Annotated in this window: 18 protein-coding genes and 1 riboswitch; of the genes, 3 read left to right on the plus strand and 15 right to left on the minus strand. The window is 44.8% G+C overall.

All coding sequences use genetic code 11. The annotated features are described in order from the left end of the window. Window positions 1-127: 127 nt before the first annotated feature. Genes ACZ5B7_RS27170 through ACZ5B7_RS27180 form a run of 3 tightly spaced genes read right to left on the minus strand, consistent with a single transcriptional unit; the run spans window position 128 to window position 1,873 of the window. Window positions 128-979, minus strand: coding sequence for a flagellar hook-basal body protein (locus ACZ5B7_RS27170; protein WP_464491686.1), 852 nt, complete (start codon window positions 977-979; stop codon window positions 128-130). A gap of 24 nt (window positions 980-1,003) precedes the next feature. Next, window positions 1,004-1,408, minus strand: coding sequence for a flagellar basal body-associated FliL family protein (locus ACZ5B7_RS27175; protein WP_464491687.1), 405 nt, complete (start codon window positions 1,406-1,408; stop codon window positions 1,004-1,006). A gap of 24 nt (window positions 1,409-1,432) precedes the next feature. Next, window positions 1,433-1,873, minus strand: a complete 441-nt coding sequence (locus ACZ5B7_RS27180) for a YaaR family protein (protein ID WP_464491688.1) — start codon at window positions 1,871-1,873, stop codon at window positions 1,433-1,435. Between the two features lie 103 nt (window positions 1,874-1,976). Between ACZ5B7_RS27180 and motA the strand changes: the two genes are divergently transcribed. The 3 genes from motA (at window position 1,977) to ACZ5B7_RS27195 (ending at window position 5,016) form a co-directional block, all read left to right on the plus strand. Further along, complete coding sequence (gene motA, locus ACZ5B7_RS27185; RefSeq protein ID WP_464491689.1) at window positions 1,977-2,768, plus strand: flagellar motor stator protein MotA; 792 nt, start codon at window positions 1,977-1,979, stop codon at window positions 2,766-2,768. Between the two features lie 76 nt (window positions 2,769-2,844). Further along, window positions 2,845-3,570 (plus strand): OmpA family protein, encoded by a 726-nt coding sequence (locus ACZ5B7_RS27190; protein WP_464491690.1) that lies wholly within the window; start codon window positions 2,845-2,847, stop codon window positions 3,568-3,570. Window positions 3,571-3,649: 79 nt separating this feature from the next. After that, window positions 3,650-3,745, plus strand: a riboswitch (cyclic di-GMP riboswitch). Window positions 3,746-4,077: 332 nt separating this feature from the next. Further along, window positions 4,078-5,016 carry a DMT family transporter gene (locus tag ACZ5B7_RS27195; protein ID WP_464491691.1) on the plus strand — a complete coding sequence of 313 codons (939 nt, stop codon included), beginning with the start codon at window positions 4,078-4,080 and terminating at the stop codon, window positions 5,014-5,016. 82 nt (window positions 5,017-5,098) lie between these two features. On the opposite strand, the gene ACZ5B7_RS27200 is transcribed toward ACZ5B7_RS27195, so the two are convergent. The 12 genes from ACZ5B7_RS27200 to ACZ5B7_RS27255 all read right to left on the minus strand — a co-directional run bounded on the left by ACZ5B7_RS27200 (window position 5,099) and on the right by ACZ5B7_RS27255 (window position 18,678). Further along, on the minus strand, window positions 5,099-5,959 hold the full coding sequence (locus tag ACZ5B7_RS27200) for an NADPH-dependent oxidoreductase (protein ID WP_464491692.1): 861 nt from the start codon (window positions 5,957-5,959) through the stop codon (window positions 5,099-5,101). Window positions 5,960-6,115: 156 nt separating this feature from the next. After that, a complete protein-coding gene (locus ACZ5B7_RS27205; protein ID WP_378585985.1) occupies window positions 6,116-7,045 on the minus strand; it encodes an aminopeptidase in 930 nt (309 codons plus the stop codon). A 21-nt stretch (window positions 7,046-7,066) separates the two neighbouring features. After that, window positions 7,067-7,738 carry an AroM family protein gene (locus ACZ5B7_RS27210; RefSeq protein WP_464491693.1) on the minus strand — a complete coding sequence of 224 codons (672 nt, stop codon included), beginning with the start codon at window positions 7,736-7,738 and terminating at the stop codon, window positions 7,067-7,069. Between the two features lie 53 nt (window positions 7,739-7,791). Continuing rightward, window positions 7,792-8,739, minus strand: coding sequence for a DUF1177 domain-containing protein (locus ACZ5B7_RS27215; protein ID WP_464491694.1), 948 nt, complete (start codon window positions 8,737-8,739; stop codon window positions 7,792-7,794). Window positions 8,740-8,759: 20 nt separating this feature from the next. Then, window positions 8,760-9,821: a DUF917 domain-containing protein gene (locus tag ACZ5B7_RS27220; RefSeq protein WP_464491695.1), complete on the minus strand. Its 1,062-nt coding sequence runs from the start codon at window positions 9,819-9,821 to the stop codon at window positions 8,760-8,762. A 61-nt stretch (window positions 9,822-9,882) separates the two neighbouring features. After that, entirely contained in the window at window positions 9,883-11,499 is a 1,617-nt protein-coding gene (locus ACZ5B7_RS27225; RefSeq protein WP_464491696.1) for an OPT/YSL family transporter, read from the minus strand. A gap of 74 nt (window positions 11,500-11,573) precedes the next feature. Beyond that, a complete protein-coding gene (locus ACZ5B7_RS27230; protein ID WP_464491697.1) occupies window positions 11,574-12,473 on the minus strand; it encodes a DMT family transporter in 900 nt (299 codons plus the stop codon). A 51-nt stretch (window positions 12,474-12,524) separates the two neighbouring features. Continuing rightward, window positions 12,525-13,178, minus strand: coding sequence for an aspartate/glutamate racemase family protein (locus tag ACZ5B7_RS27235; RefSeq protein WP_464491698.1), 654 nt, complete (start codon window positions 13,176-13,178; stop codon window positions 12,525-12,527). A gap of 162 nt (window positions 13,179-13,340) precedes the next feature. Next, the gene (locus ACZ5B7_RS27240) at window positions 13,341-14,867 is read right to left on the minus strand and encodes a PucR family transcriptional regulator (protein WP_464491699.1); all 1,527 of its coding nucleotides are present in this window, start codon (window positions 14,865-14,867) and stop codon (window positions 13,341-13,343) included. A gap of 149 nt (window positions 14,868-15,016) precedes the next feature. Then, on the minus strand, window positions 15,017-15,847 hold the full coding sequence (locus ACZ5B7_RS27245) for a sulfite exporter TauE/SafE family protein (RefSeq protein WP_464491700.1): 831 nt from the start codon (window positions 15,845-15,847) through the stop codon (window positions 15,017-15,019). A 23-nt stretch (window positions 15,848-15,870) separates the two neighbouring features. Continuing rightward, window positions 15,871-17,127 carry an anaerobic sulfatase maturase gene (locus ACZ5B7_RS27250; RefSeq protein ID WP_464491701.1) on the minus strand — a complete coding sequence of 419 codons (1,257 nt, stop codon included), beginning with the start codon at window positions 17,125-17,127 and terminating at the stop codon, window positions 15,871-15,873. 42 nt (window positions 17,128-17,169) lie between these two features. After that, entirely contained in the window at window positions 17,170-18,678 is a 1,509-nt protein-coding gene (locus ACZ5B7_RS27255) for a sulfatase family protein (RefSeq protein WP_464491702.1), read from the minus strand. Window positions 18,679-18,783: the final 105 nt, after the last annotated feature.

Here is an 18,783-nt window from a genome sequence, read left to right on the forward strand (position 1 = left end):
CATTTCCCTACTTGCCGCGACTAGTTTTGGCCTTCATAAGCCCGATGAAGGACATTTCCCTGCTTACCGCGACATGATCCGTCCTTCATAAAAAATCCCCGTAAAACTCGTTAGAAACCAGTGTAAATTACACTCTACCAATCGAATTTAACAGCTCCAAAGACTTGTCATAAGCCTGCAAAACCTTCTGATTAGCTTCGTAAATACGGACGTTTTCCATCATGTTCGTCATTGTCATCGTAGGGTCGACATTCGATTTTTCAATCATCTTATGACGCAGTTGCACACCGGCCGGCAATTCGGTCAATAACGGCGGTGGGTTTCCGCCTCCCTGCAGCTTGAACAGACCGTTTCCTTCCTTGATCAGGTCATTAGGATTTTGGATCAAAACAAGCCCAATCCGATCCAGAACCGTCCTCCTAGAAAGGTCATCCGGATAAAGAATAATCTCCCCGTCCGCACTAACAGAAACATCACCGCCGGCCAATTCCGCACTCGTCCGAACTGGATGGCCATTAGGGTTTAGCACCGCATATCCTTCCGTTGTGCGAAGCTGTCCCGCCTCATCCACCGTGAACCTGCCGTTTCGGATATAGCGGACTTCACCAGCACCGTTCTCGACAGCGAAAAACGCACCAGGCTTTTGCCCATTTTGCACCGTCAAAGCTCGGTCATCAATGGCCATGTCTAAAGGATTGTCTGTGCTCACAAGGTCCCCCTGCATAAAGCTCGAGATATTTTCCTGTGCATAGACCCCCTGCTGCAGCGACCCAACCAAGGAGAAGCCTGTCGGATTCGAGCCATTGCCATTCCCAGAGTCATGAATCCGCTCAAGCAAAACCTCCGGGAAAGAACGTAAGGTTGTATCCACTTTTTTATAGCCTGGCGTTTCAATATTGGCTAAGTTATTCGTCAATGCCTCCTGCCTTCTTTGCAAGGCAATCATGCCGGACGCCGCCGTGTCGATCCCTCTAAGCATCGTCATTCTCCTTTTTTAAAAATTTTACTGAATCAACAGTTCCGTTGTATAAACGTTCATAATTTTTCCATCAGAGAACCGCTCGTTAAGCTTGTCTTTGATTTTTCCTTCGAAGGCAGCAATATCCTTAAAATCGTCTTTATTTGATTTAGACAAAATCTTGATAATGTCACTTTCGATGATTGGCTTTATTTTTTCTGATTGCTTCAACGTTTTCTTGGAATCCATTTCAATCGAAAACTGAACTTGAATTAGGTTTTCCGAATTAAGGTTGGTGCTGATTTGCTTCGTTTGAATGGTCTGATTAGCGAGCTGATCCAGCGTCTTATCCTGTGAGCTGGCAGGGTTATTTTTTTGATATTGATAGTAAAAAAGACCGCCCGCGATGAATAACACAAGAACTACACTTAGCGTTAGGATTTTTTTCATTATTTTCATCCTTTGGTGTCAAAATTACAGATAGAGGTCGATTAACAGGCCTTTGATTTCCCCTATCTTATTAAGCAATTGAATATTTGCATCCTCTTTTTCTAAAATTTCCTTCGACAGCTCCAACAAATTTCTATCAATCTCTTTAATAATTTTTAGTCTCCTCCCCCTATTCATTGACGTGAAAGAATCCGTTATTTCTAAAGAGAGGCCATTTTTTACAACTTCCTGCAAAAAGGATTGAATTAATTTCTTATATTTTTGAAGATCAGCAGCCGTTCGTGACTGAACCAATCGCTCCCCTTGCTTTTGAATCCCATCTAAAAGGGAGCTTAGCTGCTCTTTTACCAAATTGGTCTTTGAATCTGTCAAAATCTGTTGGAATGAGGATGATTCAGCTTGCTTCGTTTCTTTTGGAAAAAACATTTTTTCGTTTGTGACACCAAATCCGTTACTAACTTTCAAGGGAAAACACCTTCCAAACGCTTAAGTTTGTGATTGTCGATATTTGTAAAACTAAATTACAATAAATTATTAATTTTAGCAATCATTAGAAAAGGAGAAATTTATGACGACATTTATCGGTTTGATTCTGGCTATCGTTTCTATCGGTGTAGGGATGGTATTAAAAGGCGCGTCGTTTGAAGCGTTGGCGAACCCCGCCGCCTTTATAATTATTTTTGGTGGAACGATCTCTGCCTTGTTTGTCGCATTTCCCATAAGTGAAATAAAAAAAATTCCGATGCTGTTGAAAATTGCTTTTGTTGAGCCAAAGCTGCCGAGCCAAGACGAAGTCATCGAGATGATGGTGGAGTGGTCGATGGTGGCTAGACGCGAAGGCGTACTCGCATTGGAGGAAATCGCCGAGTCCGTCGAGGATCCTTTTTTAAAAAATGGCCTTGAAATGATTATTGACGGCAGTGACCGGGACCAAATGGAGGAAATCTTGTTCAGTGAACTGGAAGCAGCGGCAGAACGGCACAAGGCCGGCAGCCTCGTCTTCAGCCAGGCGGGGACGTACGCGCCGACACTAGGCGTTTTGGGTGCTGTGGTTGGTTTAATTGCGGCGCTCGGAAATCTTCAGGACATGGACAAACTCGGACACTCGATTGCCGCCGCCTTTATCGCAACGCTTCTAGGGATTTTTTCTGGATATGTCCTGTGGCATCCGATCTCCAATAAACTGAAGCGCATAGCGAAAAAAGAGCAGGACCTGAAATTGATGATGATGGAGGGACTCCTTGCCATCCAGGAAGGGATAACACCTAAATTGATTGAACGAAAGCTTGCTGTTTATTTGCCAACAAAGGCACGTTTGAAACAGGAGGAAATGGTTGTGAAAGAGGTTGAGAGTCTGTAAGACTGTGAGTTCAACCCTGGAAAAATAGAGGCTGCGTTTTGACTAGGATATCTTGTAAGAAAGGAGGAATAGAACGGTGAGGAGGCGGAGACTGCAAGATAATGAAGAGCATATGGACGAAAGCTGGTTAATTCCTTACGCGGACCTTTTGACCCTGCTGCTTGCTTTGTTTATCGTCCTATTTGCTTCGAGCAGTATCAATTCCGAAAAGTTGCAGCAAATCATGGTTTCGATGAATTCAGCTTTGAGCGGCAAAGGAAGCAGTTTGATTTTAAAAGAAAATGCCAGTTCGCCTGCGGTGAAGCCGCTCGAAAAAACTGCCGGCGAAGAAGAGAAACAGGAAGAGAATGAAAAATTGCATAGCCTGATGGAGAATATTCAAAGCTATATCGAGGCACGCGGCTTGGAGAAGGTCATCACCGTTCAAGACGAGCCTAAGGGAATCAAACTTTCCCTTAAGGATGTCATTTTGTTTGAGTCCGGCAGCGCCGAATTGAAGGGAAATTCCCCTGCAATTTTGGGTGACTTGCTGGATTTGATTAAAGGAGTGCAAAACCCTATCAGCATTGAGGGCCACACGGATAATGTCCCGATTACTGGGGGCAGATTCAGGTCGAACTGGGAATTGTCGTCTGCCCGTGCTTTGTCCGTTCTTTACTTTTTCGAGCAAAATGGCATCTCTTCTGATAAATTACAATTTGCCGGCTTTGGCGAGCAAAAGCCGTTGTATCCGAATGACACAGGAGAGCACCGGCAGGCCAACCGGCGGGTAGATATCATGATTCTAAAAGTCCAAGAATAATTTTTTCCCAATATAAAAAACGGGAAAACACTTGCTGAGACAAGTTGTTCATCGTCAAAATAGTAGTAAATCCATAAATCGTACGAAAAGGCAAACCCATTGAAAAATGGCGACGCAAAGCTACAGGGGCTAAGGTCATTGGTCATTCCGATCACCATGCTAGCCAGCTCCCGAATACGGACTCCTGCGATTTATGACAATAGAAAAGGGGTTGAAAATGGAATGAATACATTATTAGCTAAATTCAAAAAAGAGTGGCACTTGTTTAGGGTGAATTACCATGAGCTGTTGCTTGCAGACTGTCTTGACTATGAGTTGCAGTGCAAGCTCGAACAAAAGATTACTTACCATAAAATGAGATTAAATAGTTATTGTTGAGAATTAATTCCCCCCTTGATTGGTTTTGGACATGGAAAATAAAGGTCTACGAATTTCGAACAATATCTGCGATAATAGTAATAGATTTGTGAGAGTTCATTCAAAACACCATCAAGGAAGGAAGCAGCAATGAAACAATCTATAAGTTCAAAATCCATAAGCCTGGCGCTCACTATATCCATTATTGCCATATCGTTTTCGGCTATCTTTGTGAAATGGTCCGACGCGCCAGCTTCAATTTTAAGTATGTACCGAATGTTGTTTGCCAGTTTGTTATTGGCACCGATGGTCTGGGTGAAACGCAAGGAGTTTAAAAAAGTGAGTCCAAAGAATGGCGCCATGCTCTTTTTCTCCGGAGTTTTTCTGGCCCTGCATTTTGTTCTTTGGTTCGGCTCGTTAAAGTTAACCACGGTTGCAAGCTCGACCATCATTCTCGCACTGCAGCCGATTATTTCGCTGGTAGGCGGATTTTTTCTTTTTAAAGAAAGAACGACTGCTTCCGCACTGGCCACAATGGGGATTGCAATCATCGGAGCAATGATGATTGGCTGGGGAGACTTCGGTTTAAGCGCTGATGCCATCCGTGGCGATCTTCTCTCCTTTTTCAGCGTTATCGCGGTGGTCGGTTATTTATTTATCGGGCAAACCGTCGTGAAAAATGTATCCCACTGGATATACAGCTTTAGCGTGTTCCTCTGTGCGGGGATTGTGCTTGTTGTTTATAATCTGTGGGCCGGAGTGCCGTTTCTCGATTATCCACCGAAGGAATGGGGGATTTTCCTACTGCTAGCCATCGTTCCGAGCCTTAGCCATGTAATTAATAACTGGCTATTAAACTATGTGAACGCGACAACCATTTCGATGAGTATTCTCGGCGAACCAGTCGGCAGCACCATTTTGGCTGTCATCTTACTCGGAGAGCGACTATCAGGCTGGCAAATCGCCGGCGGCCTCCTCGTCCTGCTCGGCGTCTTCTTCTTCATGAGCAAAAAACAAAAAGCCGCCCCGCCAATGCAGAAAGCAGCTGAAAACGAAAACTTCCACATAAACGAAACCCCCGGGGCCTAAGCTCACAGGGGTTTTTGATGCATGGGGACGGTTCTTGTGCCTCATAATAGTGAGGCATCAGAACCGTCCCCGTGCTTCATGTTTATTTAAAGGAAAAGCCGTTTTGTTCAAGAATTTGTTTTAGGTTTTCTCGTAAGCTTGCTGAGGCCGCGATGGTTTCCGGTCTTGTGCATCTTCGTGCCGTGTGTTCGCACCATCCGTAATCCATCCCGTGCTTTTCAGGTTCTCCCGCCAAAGAGACCCTTCTTCCATCATACGTTCTCCTTGAAATCATAATTTGATCATATTCATTCAAATAAGTATCAATTTCTTCTATTGAATAAGTTTCAGCATGAACCGTGACTTGTTCAGGAAGCCGTGGTTTTACACCCCTTCTCATCCCCTCTTTCTCGAAACCGATCGCTAAACCTGCGACTGCATAAACACCCTCCGGTAAACCTAGTTCCGCCATAACTTCCTTTGGATTGTTCCGAATAGACCCTACCGGGACACTACCGAGTCCCAAAGATTCAGCCGCTACTAAAGCATTTTGCAGCGCTAAAGCAGCGTCTACGGATGAAAGCAAAAACATTTCTAGCGTCTTGGCAGAAAACGTATAGCCCTGTCTTTCAGTAACATATTTTAATCGGAAGATATCTGCACAAAAGATGAGAAAAACGGGTGCTTCCTTGATGAAACTTTGGTTTCCCGATAATGCAGCTAACCTGCTCTTTCTTTGCTCATCCTTTACCACGATTATGCTGTATGCCTGAAGATTGGAAGAGGTTGGGGCGCTTCGTGCGGCAGTAGTAATAGCCTGCAAAGCCCCCTCCGGAAGCGGATTCGGAAGAAAACCTCGTACAGATTCATGGGCTGTAAGTACTTCAATCGTTTCGTTAATCAAATCTTTTGAAAGTTTAATTCCCTCTAATGCCAACCTACTAGAAATCTTCTCTTGCAGCATGAAAACATACCCCCTGTTGAAAAAATGGCAGAGAGAAATGGAAAATCCCCCTGCCTTACTTTAATGAATTACCGTTTTATCAGAATGGGCTCATGCCCCCATTCATTGCCTCCGTCACTGCGAAATGATGCACGAGAACCGTCCCCATGCATCACTTTATATTATGATTTGTTTGCCGTCGATGTAGAAGGCTGGGTTTTTGACGACGCCGTCGATGTGGACGCCGGCTGAGATGGTGCCGCCGAAGGTGTTGTTGCTGCCGAAGGCGACGTGGATGGTGCCGTAGACTTTTTCGTCTTCCAGTACAACTCCTGTGATGCGGGCTTTGTCATTGGTACCGATTCCGAATTCGGCCAAACATCTTCCATCTCCGTCTCCCAGAATCTCCAATAATCTGCCAGCGTCATCCCCTTCAGCATTCACAATACGCCCTTCTTCAAGGGTTAATAAGACCGGCGTTTCCAAACGGCCGATTCCCGCCAACGAACCATCAATCAGAATTTGACCACGCGCACTTCCTTCAACAGGAGCAATGTAAGCCTCACCTGAAGGTAGGTTCCCGGACTCACCTTTATTCAAATACATGCCTGTGCTCGGAACCCCATTACGCCCTTCAATAGAGAAAGATAAGCTATACCCGTCCTTCTCAATCAGGACCTCGCGCCCTTCCGTCAAAAGCTCCGTAACCTCTTCAGTAAGCTCTTTAACCTTTGTATAATCAGCAGAAATGGCGCCTTCTAAAAACATATCCTCCGTAATCCCCGGCATCGTAGCGATTCTTGTACCAGCTGCTGCCGCTTGTTTGCGTGCCTGGGTATGTGTTAAGGAATGCTGCGTAATGCAGACCGCCACATCCGCTTCCACCATCGCGGCCGCAATCGAGACAGGAGGCTCTTCCCCTGACTTCTGCCGTTCCTTCATCACGACAATCATTGCTTCTGCGCCTAGCTTTTTACCTGCTTCATATAACGCCTCTCCAAGCTCTTTCTTGACATCGTCAGTGACAACAAGAAACAATTCGCCCTCTTGCAGTCCCAAACATTTTTCCAATACACTTTGGCTAACTTCTACTAACTGCTCTTTCATTTATGATCATCCTTTTTTTATTTAAATCATTTCTGATACTAATTTTGCCATAATTGCGTTTGAAAGGATAACTGGCAAGCCTGAAGCCTTCACCGCCAGTTCCCGCGCTTCCTCTGTATAGCCCATGCAGTCAAGCAAAATGATATCCACTTTACCTTTTAGTTCAATTGCCGCTGCCTCGTAGCCCGCAGGATCATTTTTATAAGGAGAAGCTACCGCAAATACTGGATCAAGCCCGAATGGAGTATATTTTGGTTTCAGGTTCGCCTTTTGTTCAGGAAGCGGCACGATGACACCAAACCTTCGGCCGCCAACCATCGCTTTTACCGCAGGCGGAATAATATGGTCCGGCTCAATCAAATAAGAAGCCTTCGTTGTTAGGCCGGGAAACACACCTGTACATAACAGAAGAATTTGCTTGATACCCATTCCCTCAAGCTCATCAATCTTCCTTTGTAAAATCGGTTGTATTTTTTCCCGAGACATCACAACAGATTCACCTGTCACTAATCGCGATGTCAGCACATAATCATCCGCTTCCGGAAATAAATGCTCTTCCACATACTCCTTGGTCATTCCGTCTAAGACGCCAACCTGGACGAGTTCTGCCCGATTCTCTAAATATCGTTCAATGATTGGGGCTACATCAGTCCTTGGTGCCTGCCCAATCGTAATCATACCCAATTTCTCCAACTCTTCACCCCTAAAGTAAAAATAAAGGAGGGCACTCGCCCCCCTTCTCTAAATTAAACCTGAGAAGCCTTCTGCCCCATGGTCTGCAGTTGTTTCATTGAACCATACAACTCTGTGATTTTTGCAAATTCATCCTTGCTGTACAGCTCACAGGTTCCGTTTGTAGCTTCCTTGGCCACTTCTACAGCAAAGCGAACGGCATCGGCAATGTCCGTTTCGTGGCTTGCGCCTGTACCGCAGCCAGGTACGATGGATTGAGCCGTAATCGCCACACCGACAACCGGAGCTTCTGTTGCGACAGCCGGCTGCAGGATAGAATTAATATGGTATAAATCATTGCCATATGGCGTAATATCCTGGGTCGTAATTGGGAATGTCACAGCCAATTGACCTGTTGCCATCTCCATTATGCGTAATAGATCATCGCTCACCCGCAGGATATAACCCTCTTTAACTGTTGGAGAAATAGCAATCCCCTTATGATTAATAACGCGATTACCCTTTGTTGTATCAATGGATAAAATAGCTTCCATTTCCGGTACCACTTCATATCTGTTCATGGTTAAAATATCAACCGGTGAATCCATAAAATCAACCGGTGTATGTGGGCGTGTCGGCGCATTTGGGCAAATATGTGTGGTGACAATCACGTCACCGACCAAGGTGTCCCCTTTTACCTGCATGTCCGCAAGCTTTAATGCAGAGGCAACCGCTGATACGGCTCCGTCCGCATCAGATACAAGACCGATTCGGTTCGGACGAGCGCCGATTCCGCCGAGGCGTCCAACGATACCAAAGGTTAGCGCATCTCCACCATTGCTTTTTCCATTTGATCCTGGAATCACAATTTTAATAAAATCAGTGCTGCCCTTTTCACCAGTCACCGTTTGAACCGTAACGGTAACGTTTGGATATGGCTGGAATAATTCCTTTACCGTTTCTCCTGACACATATGCATTATCCAATACATCAATCGCTGTTAAAGTTTGTTTTAGTACCACTCTTGTAACCTCCTAATCTATTAAAAGCAATATTGCAGAATTGACTTTTTCAGCACGTCCTCAACCGGCTTCATTAACTTTTCGTTTTGCATCGTGCTGCTTAAAATTAAGTTTTCCTTTGGTACGGCAATAACCGCTATTTGCTTCCCTTTTGCCATGGCAGCAGTAACGATCGGCTCCGCTGTTCTTGCATCAAGGGTCATGATTAAATCTGGGAATGTCGCGAAACGCTCGCCATTTTTCTCAATCGTCATGTACTCATTCCAAAAGGTTAACTCATAGGAATCATTGATGATGACAGTACCGACATCAAACCCGCCTGTTGTTTCAAGCGTGAAATCCGTGACAATCCCTTCGGTGACAACCCTGCCGCCAAGCTTTCTGACTACAGCATCAATGGCGGACTCGCCAACATGGCTTAATAAGGCTTCACCCACTTCGATAGCTTGGCGGATTGCACCCGGTGCCCCGTTCGCTTTGGCATAGGCAACCGTTACCGGGTTTCGCGCAACAGCCACCAAACCTCCAGCCTCTACAGAAGCTTTCCGGACCATTGTAGCTACCTTATCAAGGGAACCTGATAAACTTAGTTCCATAAAGTTCGCACCTTTTCCGCCAACAGCCGCCTGATGGGAAATATAATCGGACAGCTCAGAGAGATTCATCGACCCCATCGAGCCAGTTGGATGGGCCCGTCCATTACAAGGGATATCAATGACCGGAATGCCTGTTACAGCTGCTTGAAACCAGCCATTCACCGATGTTCCGGCGCCATTCTCATTTGTGATAATCCCCTGTATCGGCCGGCCAATTTTTTGCGAAAGCAGCTCCAGCGCTCTTGAATAATGAATTGGCTTTAAAAATTTATCCTTGGCTGCCGGTGCCCCGACTAATGACACGGTCACAAGCAAATCTTCATCTTGCAGTTCATCCACGGTATAAAGCTTAGGCTGCCCAACCTCGACAGCCAGATTGCCGATTTGCAGACCTTCTTCGATCCAGCCTCCGCCACCGCCGCCAAGAACGGCGCCACCATACACCGCATATTCGACCATTTTTTTATCTAAGGTAATCTTTGTCAAAATCTTTCGCCTCACTCTTGTAAAAAATCGTTAACGGCTAGGACCGCTATTTTTTCAAAAATTATTTACCCATCTTGAAGATCGAGTTAAAGAAGCTGAATAATGCATCTCCGGCAATGAAGCCTGCTGCCAAAATACTCATTGGTGCCTCTGCTTCTTTGCCTTTTGCTTTTGTCCAAATAATGCGGATTAAGATACCGCTAAGAACAGCCCAGCATGCATAAGGTGTTAGGATTAACAAACCTGTTGCAAACAAGACCCCTAATTGACGGCTTGGACCGCCGATAAACTGCACAATCGCACCAGGAATCGCCCAAAGAAGCAGTTTCAGGGCAACATCCGAGGAAGCGCCTGCTTCAATTGTTGAAACATACACCGTATCAATCGGCGGAACGAGGTTCTGAGCAAAATAACCTTTATACGTCACGATAACCGTTAATAATGCAACACCGAAGCCAATCATCGCGGTAACATATTGCTGTTTTCTGCCGGTCACCTCAAACTCTTTATCCTTACCTTCACCGCGAAGGATATAACCAGTCTTAAAGTCGTAGCCCATATCGGCGAAAGCAGGACCAGTTGCGGCACTGAAGCCTGCAAGCAACGCAAGGGCTACTGGTGGGAACCCAACCATCATCCCGATTAAAAGGGTAATAAAAGCAACAGCGAAAGCCGGGAACCAGCCGGAGTGCATCGCCGCAATACCGACAATCAATTCATGAACAAACGCAGCAAATGCAGCAAAAACCATGAAACCAATCAACATGCCTGCAGACATATGTGTGATCATCCCGCCTGCAAGGGCAATGATTAAAGCAATGGCTAGATACGCAATGAAACCAAGTCCAAGTGCCCGTTTTGCTTCCTTAATCGGGCGGGTAAACGCATCATCAGCTTCGACTGCAACAGCCACCTCATTCTTAGTGGCCTTAGAAGGACCCTTTTGTTTTGCAAAAATTAACATCGAAACCTGAATTAAAGCGACAATACCTGCGCCAATCATAATGCCGTGAGCGATATAAAGCTTGTTCACGTCAATTCCGAACCATGGAACAGAGTACTGGCGAATCATTAAGCCGATTCCGAACATCGTAAGAGCCCAAATATTTCCGATAAACGCAACCCCAAATGCCGACATTGGAATATGAAGGAAGGAACCGATTATACCAATCCCTGTCCCGATTCCGAGGAGTCCGGCCCGCTTGCCGCCTTTATCCCCGGCAAGAATGGATTCCGCGGTTGCTACACCAGGCGCCCAAGTGTTTCTTGCTGGAAAGAGCTTAGAATCGAACAGCCTATATAAAATCCCCGCGTCGACAAACATCGCTAACGCAGCACCTATTAACATCGGAAAAATTAATTCCGTTTTTCCCATTAAAAATGGAATACCAATTGGAATTAACAAGCTATTCGCTGCCCCGAATGTCGCAGAAGAAATCGACGTCTGAATAAGATTCTGACGGTGAATCGATTTAAATCTCTTAAAAATTTCAATTGGAATCCTTGCAATTAACATGGCGATTAAAGCACCAATGATCGAGGTATTAGGTGTTACCCCAAGGGTTGTAACGATTTGCATACCGATAATAGAACCAAATACTGCGGTGATAATCGTTAGAATGAGAGCTGCAGGCTCGAATACCCTAGGATGGCTTTTTTCGACTTTTTCATGATTCATATGATAGCCTCCAGTCAAAATTAGTGGTTTTAAAAAAAATTTGAAAGAATGCAAAACTCTCGATATAATTCGTATTATTTTTCCAATGCCTTGTTTGCCTGGAAGAAGTTTTTACTAAGAAAACCTCTTTGAACAGTTCCTAAAAGAATTCCGATAAACACAAGTCCCGCGCCACCCAGCTTGGCGCCCGTAAGAGGCGTCTGATTAATGAAAAAGTCCAGCAGCATCGTCATGATTGGCTGAAGATTAAGCACAATCGCGGCTTTCGCTGCCCCTACATCATTCATAGCCTTATTCCAAAGCAGCGACGTTATACCCTGGCCAATCAGCACGGACAGGACAGCAAACATCCAAATGGATATAGACGTGTTCCAGCCCACCTTCGTTCCTATGACTAGAAAGGGATCATAGATAACTGCAGCAAACAAAAAGCTATACGTTGTAATGATGAACGGTGATAGCCGTTTCGAAAGCAGCCTGACAAAGATGAGGTTACACGCAAACGTCGTCGTTGCCCCTAGCAAAAGTAAATCACCCACATTGAATCGGAATTGTCCTTTCACTGATAAAACAAAATATAATCCGATTATGGCTACTACACTTCCGAGAATCATCTGCGGTGTGATTTTTTCTTTTAGAAAGACCGCTGCCAAGCCGGCGGTAATGAGCGGCGCCATGCTAAAAATTAACGAGGCATTGGTGGCTGTGGAATACTTTAACCCGGTAAACAAAAAGACTTGATTGGCCGTCAGTCCGATCAATCCGGCGCAGCAGAAAAGGATGAACTCCTTCCGCTTCAGCCGGACAAAGGATTTGCTTAAAAAGGCGATGATGCAAAAGAATACCGATATCACCGTCAAGCTGAAGGCTGATAAAAAATAAGGAGAAAATTCCTTTAGCAAGAACTGCCGGGCCAGATAGTTACCAGCCCAAATTAGCACACAAGCAAAAAGGATGAGATAAGACTTAACCAAGGATTTACCCTTCTTTCAAAGGTGAACTAATGAAATACTTAACACCCATTACTAGACATTTTTTGAAAAAAGCTGTTTGTAAAGTGAGGACGCAAATAATCCTTCTGCCTCCACGGCATCAATAATCGGAACCTTTAATTCTTCCCTCAGCAGGCCAGCCAATCCAATCGTTGAGAACCCGGTGCAGGCAAACACAATTGCCTTCGCTCCTTGGTTTAATAACTGCTGCGCAGCCTTTAATCCTTTCTCTCGTCCGGACGGAGTCAGCAAATCTGTGGTGTTGGTTACACCTTCAGGGCGGACATAACCGACCAACTGATCGCCCAAGAGGTTCTTGATTACATCCGGCGCCGTTTCTGTAATCCCAAGAACGCCAACAGGCTGCCCAATTGTCAAAGCCGTAAGGGCCGCTGCACTTCCTGCTCCAATAACCGGGATGGAGATTTTTTCGCGAAGTTCCTTAATAGCTGGGTCGGCAGCACAACTAATCACCAAAACCTGACAGCCCTCCTGCTCCAGCTCTTTTCCCAATTGGACGATTTTAGGAACTGCCAGTTCCTCTGTTTCATCGTTGAAAATTCCTAAAGGCTGATCCGGAATGCATCTGCTGATAGTAGGGAGATCATAAATCTGGGATATAATTTTTCCATGCTGTTCAAGGATTTCTTCCTTGTCCGTTGTAAAAACTCTTATCACACCAATCATTCGAACAACTCCTTTCTGATTGACCTTTCTATAATTTCTGAAAAAATAGAAAGTATAGAATGTTTAAATTCTAAAATAGTTTTCCTCTCCTGAACACGTCCCAGCAAACCAAAAATAAAGAGGGTCCTTTGTGCCAGGAGCACAAAGGACCCAAAATAAGACTTATACATTTTTTAACAAATGATAGCTAAGACAAAAGAACAGAACGACTCTTTCATGACTATTTTCGATGTCAAATCCGAATAGCTCGAGGGTTTTATCGATTCTGTATTTTACAGAATTTCGATGTAAAAACATATGCTTTGCTGTTTCCTTCAGGCTTCCACGGGTAAATAAATAATAGTATAAGGTTTTCAATAAGTCTGTGCCATTCTTTTGGTCATACTGAGAAAGCCTTCCGATTCTTTTTTCAACAAATTTGTCTATATCTACATATTCCGCGGCATCCATGATTAACTGAAACAATTCGATTTCCTCAAAGGTAAAAACCTTTTTCATATTATCTACTCTCGAGCCCAACATAATCGCTGATTTGGCTTGCAAATAGCTTTGCTGCACGTCCCAAAGAAGCACCTTTTCGCCGAAGCCGAGCCGAATTCCCTTCCATTCACAAATACACGACTGCAATTTTTCCCGCCAAGCAGTCTGTTCCATACGTTGATGATTCGATTGGGATTCCTGATTGTGAGAACCAAGCAGCAAAATCAGCCGATCTCCCAACCAATGGATATGGGACTTTACAGGAAGCTTTTGTGATTCATCGGAAAGAAATCTACTTAGCTGTTCCATGAATGGAGAGATTTCTTCCTGGTCGCCCTCGACGATGACTATTTCCCACAAGGCATCTGGCTTTAAGCCTAGTTGGTTCCCTTTATTGATGATTTCCTGTTTAGACAACGGCAGACCGGACAGTAGTTCCTCAATAAAATTACCACGCAGCTTTTTCTCAGTATCTAAAGCTGTTTTTCTCCTCATTAATTCCAATGCAAAGACGAGCCGAGCTTGCTCGATACAAACCTGATCGAGTTCACCAAGTTTTTCCTTATCAACGAACAGTTTACCCGCCGTTTCCTTGTCCACCCTGATTACCCAGGAACGCGCATGGGGGGAAGAATGGAAGTGGGCTTCAGGTGGTGAAGCAACGATTGTTTCCCCAGTATTATCAATCAGCCAGATCGAAGAATTCAGCAATGCAGCAACATTATCTGCAACGGTTTGGATACCAGTGTTTTCGAGAACCAGCGTGGTAAGCATTTTATGAATTTCTTCCGATTTTCGAAGCAGGGAGGATTGCTTGTCGATGATTTGTTCCATTACCGCCTGCGTAATATCTATGTAGGGAATTCCTTTTGGAAGCTGGATGATGGGTAAATCAAAAGTATTGCTCATCTGAATCATCGCAGCAGGAATTTCATGGATAAAGCGTTCCGGCTTGATTGCTAGCGCCGCAGCATTAGCCTCCGCCATTTCCTTGACTAGTTTCGGAAGCAAGCCCAGTTCGTGACGGATGGAATAGGCAGTTGTCAGCAACAGCATGCCCTCCCGAAGCCAGCCACTAATATCCGGCACCTCCATGATATCGATATATCTAACAATCCGATTTAACCCTTTCTCCCCGCTAATCACCTTAGCATCCTTTAAAACCGGAAGCCGAAGCAGCTCCTTCAAAGTAATTCCCGCAGAATTCACCAATCTCACCTATTTCGTAACAAAATAAACTATCAACAGTGTACCACAATCATCCCGATTTATCGCATAAGCGAAGCACGGGGACGGTTCTTGTGCCTCACAATTGTGAGGCATCAGAACCGTCCCCGTGCTTCATTCCATGCTTCATTTTAGGAAAAATACATCCGAACTCCGATAAATATTAATAGTACGGACAGCATTTGGATTATGACTTTGCCGGGGATTTTTTGCGAGAGCAAGACCCCTATTTGTGAACCGACGATCACACCGATGCCGCCAAAGATGACAGCCGGCCAATCGACATGGCCATAGAATAGCTGCGCCATCACACCGATCGTTGAATAAAGACATAGCGAAAAAATGGACGTGGCCGCCGCATTGTGTGTCGGTACTTTAAATACATAGATTAAGATGGGAACGAGAAGCCAGCCGCCGCCAATTCCGAGATAACTGGATAAAATGCCGATCACTAACCCTAGTGGTATCAGCCATTTTTCAAACGAACGGCCATCTTCGTTATCTGCCGAATAAAGGGTATCCCCATTTCCGCTGGATTCACCTGCCGCTATGTATGCATACCCATCAGAAGGCTGGTGTCTTTTTAATTTATCCGGAAGATTTTTGGTAAATAAAAAGATACCCAATCCAACCAACAACGTAGCAAATATCACATAGAAGTAACTAGATGAATAGAGTTGGAGCAGCCAAACCCCAAGAAAGGAACCAGGCAGGGCACCAATAGCGAGCGTAAGCCCCGTTCGATATTGAATCTTCTCTTGCTTTGCGTAACCAACTACACCAGACAAAGAATTAATTAACACGATAATAAGCCCTGATCCTGCAGCAATCGCAGGCTCCATTTTAAAAAGAAGCAGCAGTGCCGGCACGAAAATAAAACCGCCACCGGCACCGACAATCGTTCCGTAACCTCCAGCAAGGATCCCAATAAGTAAAAGCAAGAAGCCTGTTGTTAGATCCATTTTCATTCCCCCAATCAGGAAAGTTACACCAGTTGAACAAACTTTTCACAGCATTTTTTGAATTTCTTCCCGCTGCCGCATAGGCAGAAATCATTTCTCTCGGGCTTTGGACGGCCTGCTTTAAGATGATTTTGTAACCATTGAAGTTTTATACCTTCTGCCAATCTTTCCATTCGTTCATGTCCATGCTTATAAACCTGCATGTAGCTTTCACAGAAATAATCTGGATTCACCGTCTCATCTGCTTGGTTCCAGGCTCGATTTCTTGGACAGCCGCCATGGCATAGCTTTAAGAACTCACAGCTTTTGCACTTTTCAGGCAAAGATGGTTTCAAGCCAAGAAAATTATCATATTTCGGGCTGTTGAGGATATCTATCAGTGAATCCTGACCAACATTCCCAAGCTTATAATCATCATTAATATAAAAATCGCACGGATAGGCATCTCCATTTTGTTCTAGAATCAACGTTTTCGGGCAGGTCTGACGGTGAATACATAATTCCGCCTCTTGATGCAGGTAGGCACTGAGAATGTTATCAAAAAAGCGGACAGACCGGTTTGGACTGCCGTCGTTATACCAAATGTCAAACGCCTCACATAAAAACTGACCGTATTGTACCGGAGTAATCAGATATTGCCCCGGCTTATTCGGCTCCTGCGCCCGAAAGTCCATACAAGGTATAAACTGCACATGAGAAAAGCCTTCTTGCTGATAAAACTCCATCAGCTCTTTCGCCCGCCCCACATTGTCTTGATGAATGACCGTTAAGATATTAAAATCGACATGATGTTTTTTCAAGTAATCAATTCCACGCATTACCCGTTCAAAGCTTCCCTTCCCATGCCCGGTCACCCTTCTCGCATCATTGATTTCCTTTGGGCCATCAAGACTGATACCGATGAGGAAATTGTATTGTTTAAAAAATCGTGCCCAATCCTCGGTAATCAGCGTAGCATTCGTTTGCAGCGAGTTGCTGATGATGGTATTTTTCGGGGCGTACTTCGCCTGTAAATAAACAACCTGTTTAAAAAAATCTAACCCGGCTAAGAGCGGCTCTCCTCCTTGCCAAGCAAAGGAGGCTACCCCATTGGTTATTGCCATATATTCTTTGATGAATTTTTCAAGGATAGCTGGATCGATTTTATCAATTTTCCCCGGCTGGCCGCCGCAGCCGCTATAATAGCAATAATCACAAGCGAGATTGCACGCTTCGGAAACGGTTTTCCACATGACACCGATATGTGAATGTTGTTGGGAAGTTAAACAGCCCTGCGCCATTTTGATTATCTCCTTCTTGTTGTAATATTTGGTCCTTCGTCCTTATGCATGTGAAATTCTCGGCATTGGCAGCTGCTCTTTATGCAGCTCTGCCCAGGCGTATTTTAATAGAAGCTCTTTTTTCAACTCTTGATAGTCAGGATGGTCCCATAAATTATTTACTTCCTTTGGGTCCTCCTTGAGGTCAAATATTTCACCATAGGTTTGCCGATAATAGATGGTTATTTTATATCGATCATCCACGTAGGTTTTTTGATGAATAGTCGTTGGCTCGTGGCGGAACTCACATAGGATGTGATCCCTTGCTTTTTCTTTGCTGCCAAGCCAAACATCCTTTTGGTTTTCGCCCGACATAATGGGCGGGACAGGGATGCCAGCTATTGATAAAAAGGTCGGAGCCAAATCAACCAGCGATTGCATGGCATGTGATTCCTTTTGCGCTGGAACCTTGCCAGGATAGCGGACAATAAATGGAAGTTTAATCAAATCCTCATAATGAAACCCGCCTTTGTACTGCAACCCATGCTGGCCGAAGAAATGACCGTGATCTGTTGTAAAAACAACAATGGTATCATCGGCGATGCCCAATTCATCCAGCTTATCTAGAATCTTACCAATATACTTATCCATAAAACTAATCATACCATAGTAGTTCGCCACTAATTTTTTTCGGTCGTCTTCCGGCAGCAGATGAGAGTGATACCCGTGAATGCCAAAGCCTGTTTCCGCAAGGTAGGAAAAATCAGGATTCTCCTCCTGTGTCTTTTGAAAATGCGGCGGATTCTTCTCATGTTCTCCCGGGTACAGTTCCGGAATCGTCAGTTGATCTGGGTCATACATCGAAGCCCACGGTTCAGGAACTAAATAAGGCGGATGCGGATCGGGAAAGCTCGCCCATAGGAAAAAATTTTCGTCCTGCTGCTGATAATTTTCCAGGAGCTCATTCGTTTTTTCCGCGATGAATGTATTATAGTGATATTCTTCAGGAATCCCCCATTGATAAGTGATGGACGGGTCCATCGTTCCGGTTGGCGGCATATAATACTGCTTCCAGTCATCATAGCCCTTCTCCTCCAGCCAAGCCACATAATGCTGACCTACCAAATATTCATTGGTATGGTTGCGAAGCAGTTCGATTTTTTCAAAGCCATAGAATGGCTGATTGTAAGATTTCCAGAACTCGATATCCTGAAGGAGCGGCAGCGATTCTAATGACGGGTATTCATCCGATGTGCGTGTCGGCTGAAAATGGGCTTTTCCAATGAGTGCGGTCCGATAGCCATTTTCAACGAAAACATCGCCGATTGTCAGGTGATCCTCGCTTAGTTTCGTCCCCAGTGTCCAGGCACCGTGCTGGCTTGGATAGGTACCGGTAATAATCGAAGACCTTGCCGGAGTACAAGTTGGATTCGGACAATAGGCCCGCTGAAATGTCGTGCCTTCCCTTGCCAGACGGTCGAGGTTGGGAGTTGAAATCTCCGGGTTAAAGGCACCGATGGTATCGTAGTGCTGTTGGTCGCTGGTGATTAGTAAGATATTTGGCTTTTTCATGACGTGTGCTCCTTATCGTTTTCAAAAACTTGTACTCTATTAAGGTATAAAAAGCAGTTGGGTAGGAACTAGCTTTAGATTTAACAAGGTTCCTCAACGTCGTAA

It is taken from the genome of Neobacillus sp. S1115, assembly GCF_055385565.1.

Excerpts from the sequence above, each read along its gene's own strand:
- ACZ5B7_RS27170 (WP_464491686.1), bottom strand. The coding sequence starts at position 979 with ATGCTTAGAGGGATCGACACGGCGGCGTCCGGCATGATTGCCTTGCAA.
- ACZ5B7_RS27175 (WP_464491687.1), bottom strand. The coding sequence starts at position 1,408 with ATGAAAAAAATCCTAACGCTAAGTGTAGTTCTTGTGTTATTCATCGCG.
- motA (WP_464491689.1), top strand. The coding sequence starts at position 1,977 with ATGACGACATTTATCGGTTTGATTCTGGCTATCGTTTCTATCGGTGTA.
- ACZ5B7_RS27195 (WP_464491691.1), top strand. The coding sequence starts at position 4,078 with ATGAAACAATCTATAAGTTCAAAATCCATAAGCCTGGCGCTCACTATA.
- ACZ5B7_RS27200 (WP_464491692.1), bottom strand. The coding sequence starts at position 5,959 with ATGCTGCAAGAGAAGATTTCTAGTAGGTTGGCATTAGAGGGAATTAAA.
- ACZ5B7_RS27205 (WP_378585985.1), bottom strand. The coding sequence starts at position 7,045 with ATGAAAGAGCAGTTAGTAGAAGTTAGCCAAAGTGTATTGGAAAAATGT.
- ACZ5B7_RS27225 (WP_464491696.1), bottom strand. The coding sequence starts at position 11,499 with ATGAATCATGAAAAAGTCGAAAAAAGCCATCCTAGGGTATTCGAGCCT.
- ACZ5B7_RS27235 (WP_464491698.1), bottom strand. The coding sequence starts at position 13,178 with ATGATTGGTGTGATAAGAGTTTTTACAACGGACAAGGAAGAAATCCTT.
- ACZ5B7_RS27245 (WP_464491700.1), bottom strand. The coding sequence starts at position 15,847 with ATGGATCTAACAACAGGCTTCTTGCTTTTACTTATTGGGATCCTTGCT.
- ACZ5B7_RS27250 (WP_464491701.1), bottom strand. The coding sequence starts at position 17,127 with ATGGCGCAGGGCTGTTTAACTTCCCAACAACATTCACATATCGGTGTC.
- ACZ5B7_RS27255 (WP_464491702.1), bottom strand. The coding sequence starts at position 18,678 with ATGAAAAAGCCAAATATCTTACTAATCACCAGCGACCAACAGCACTAC.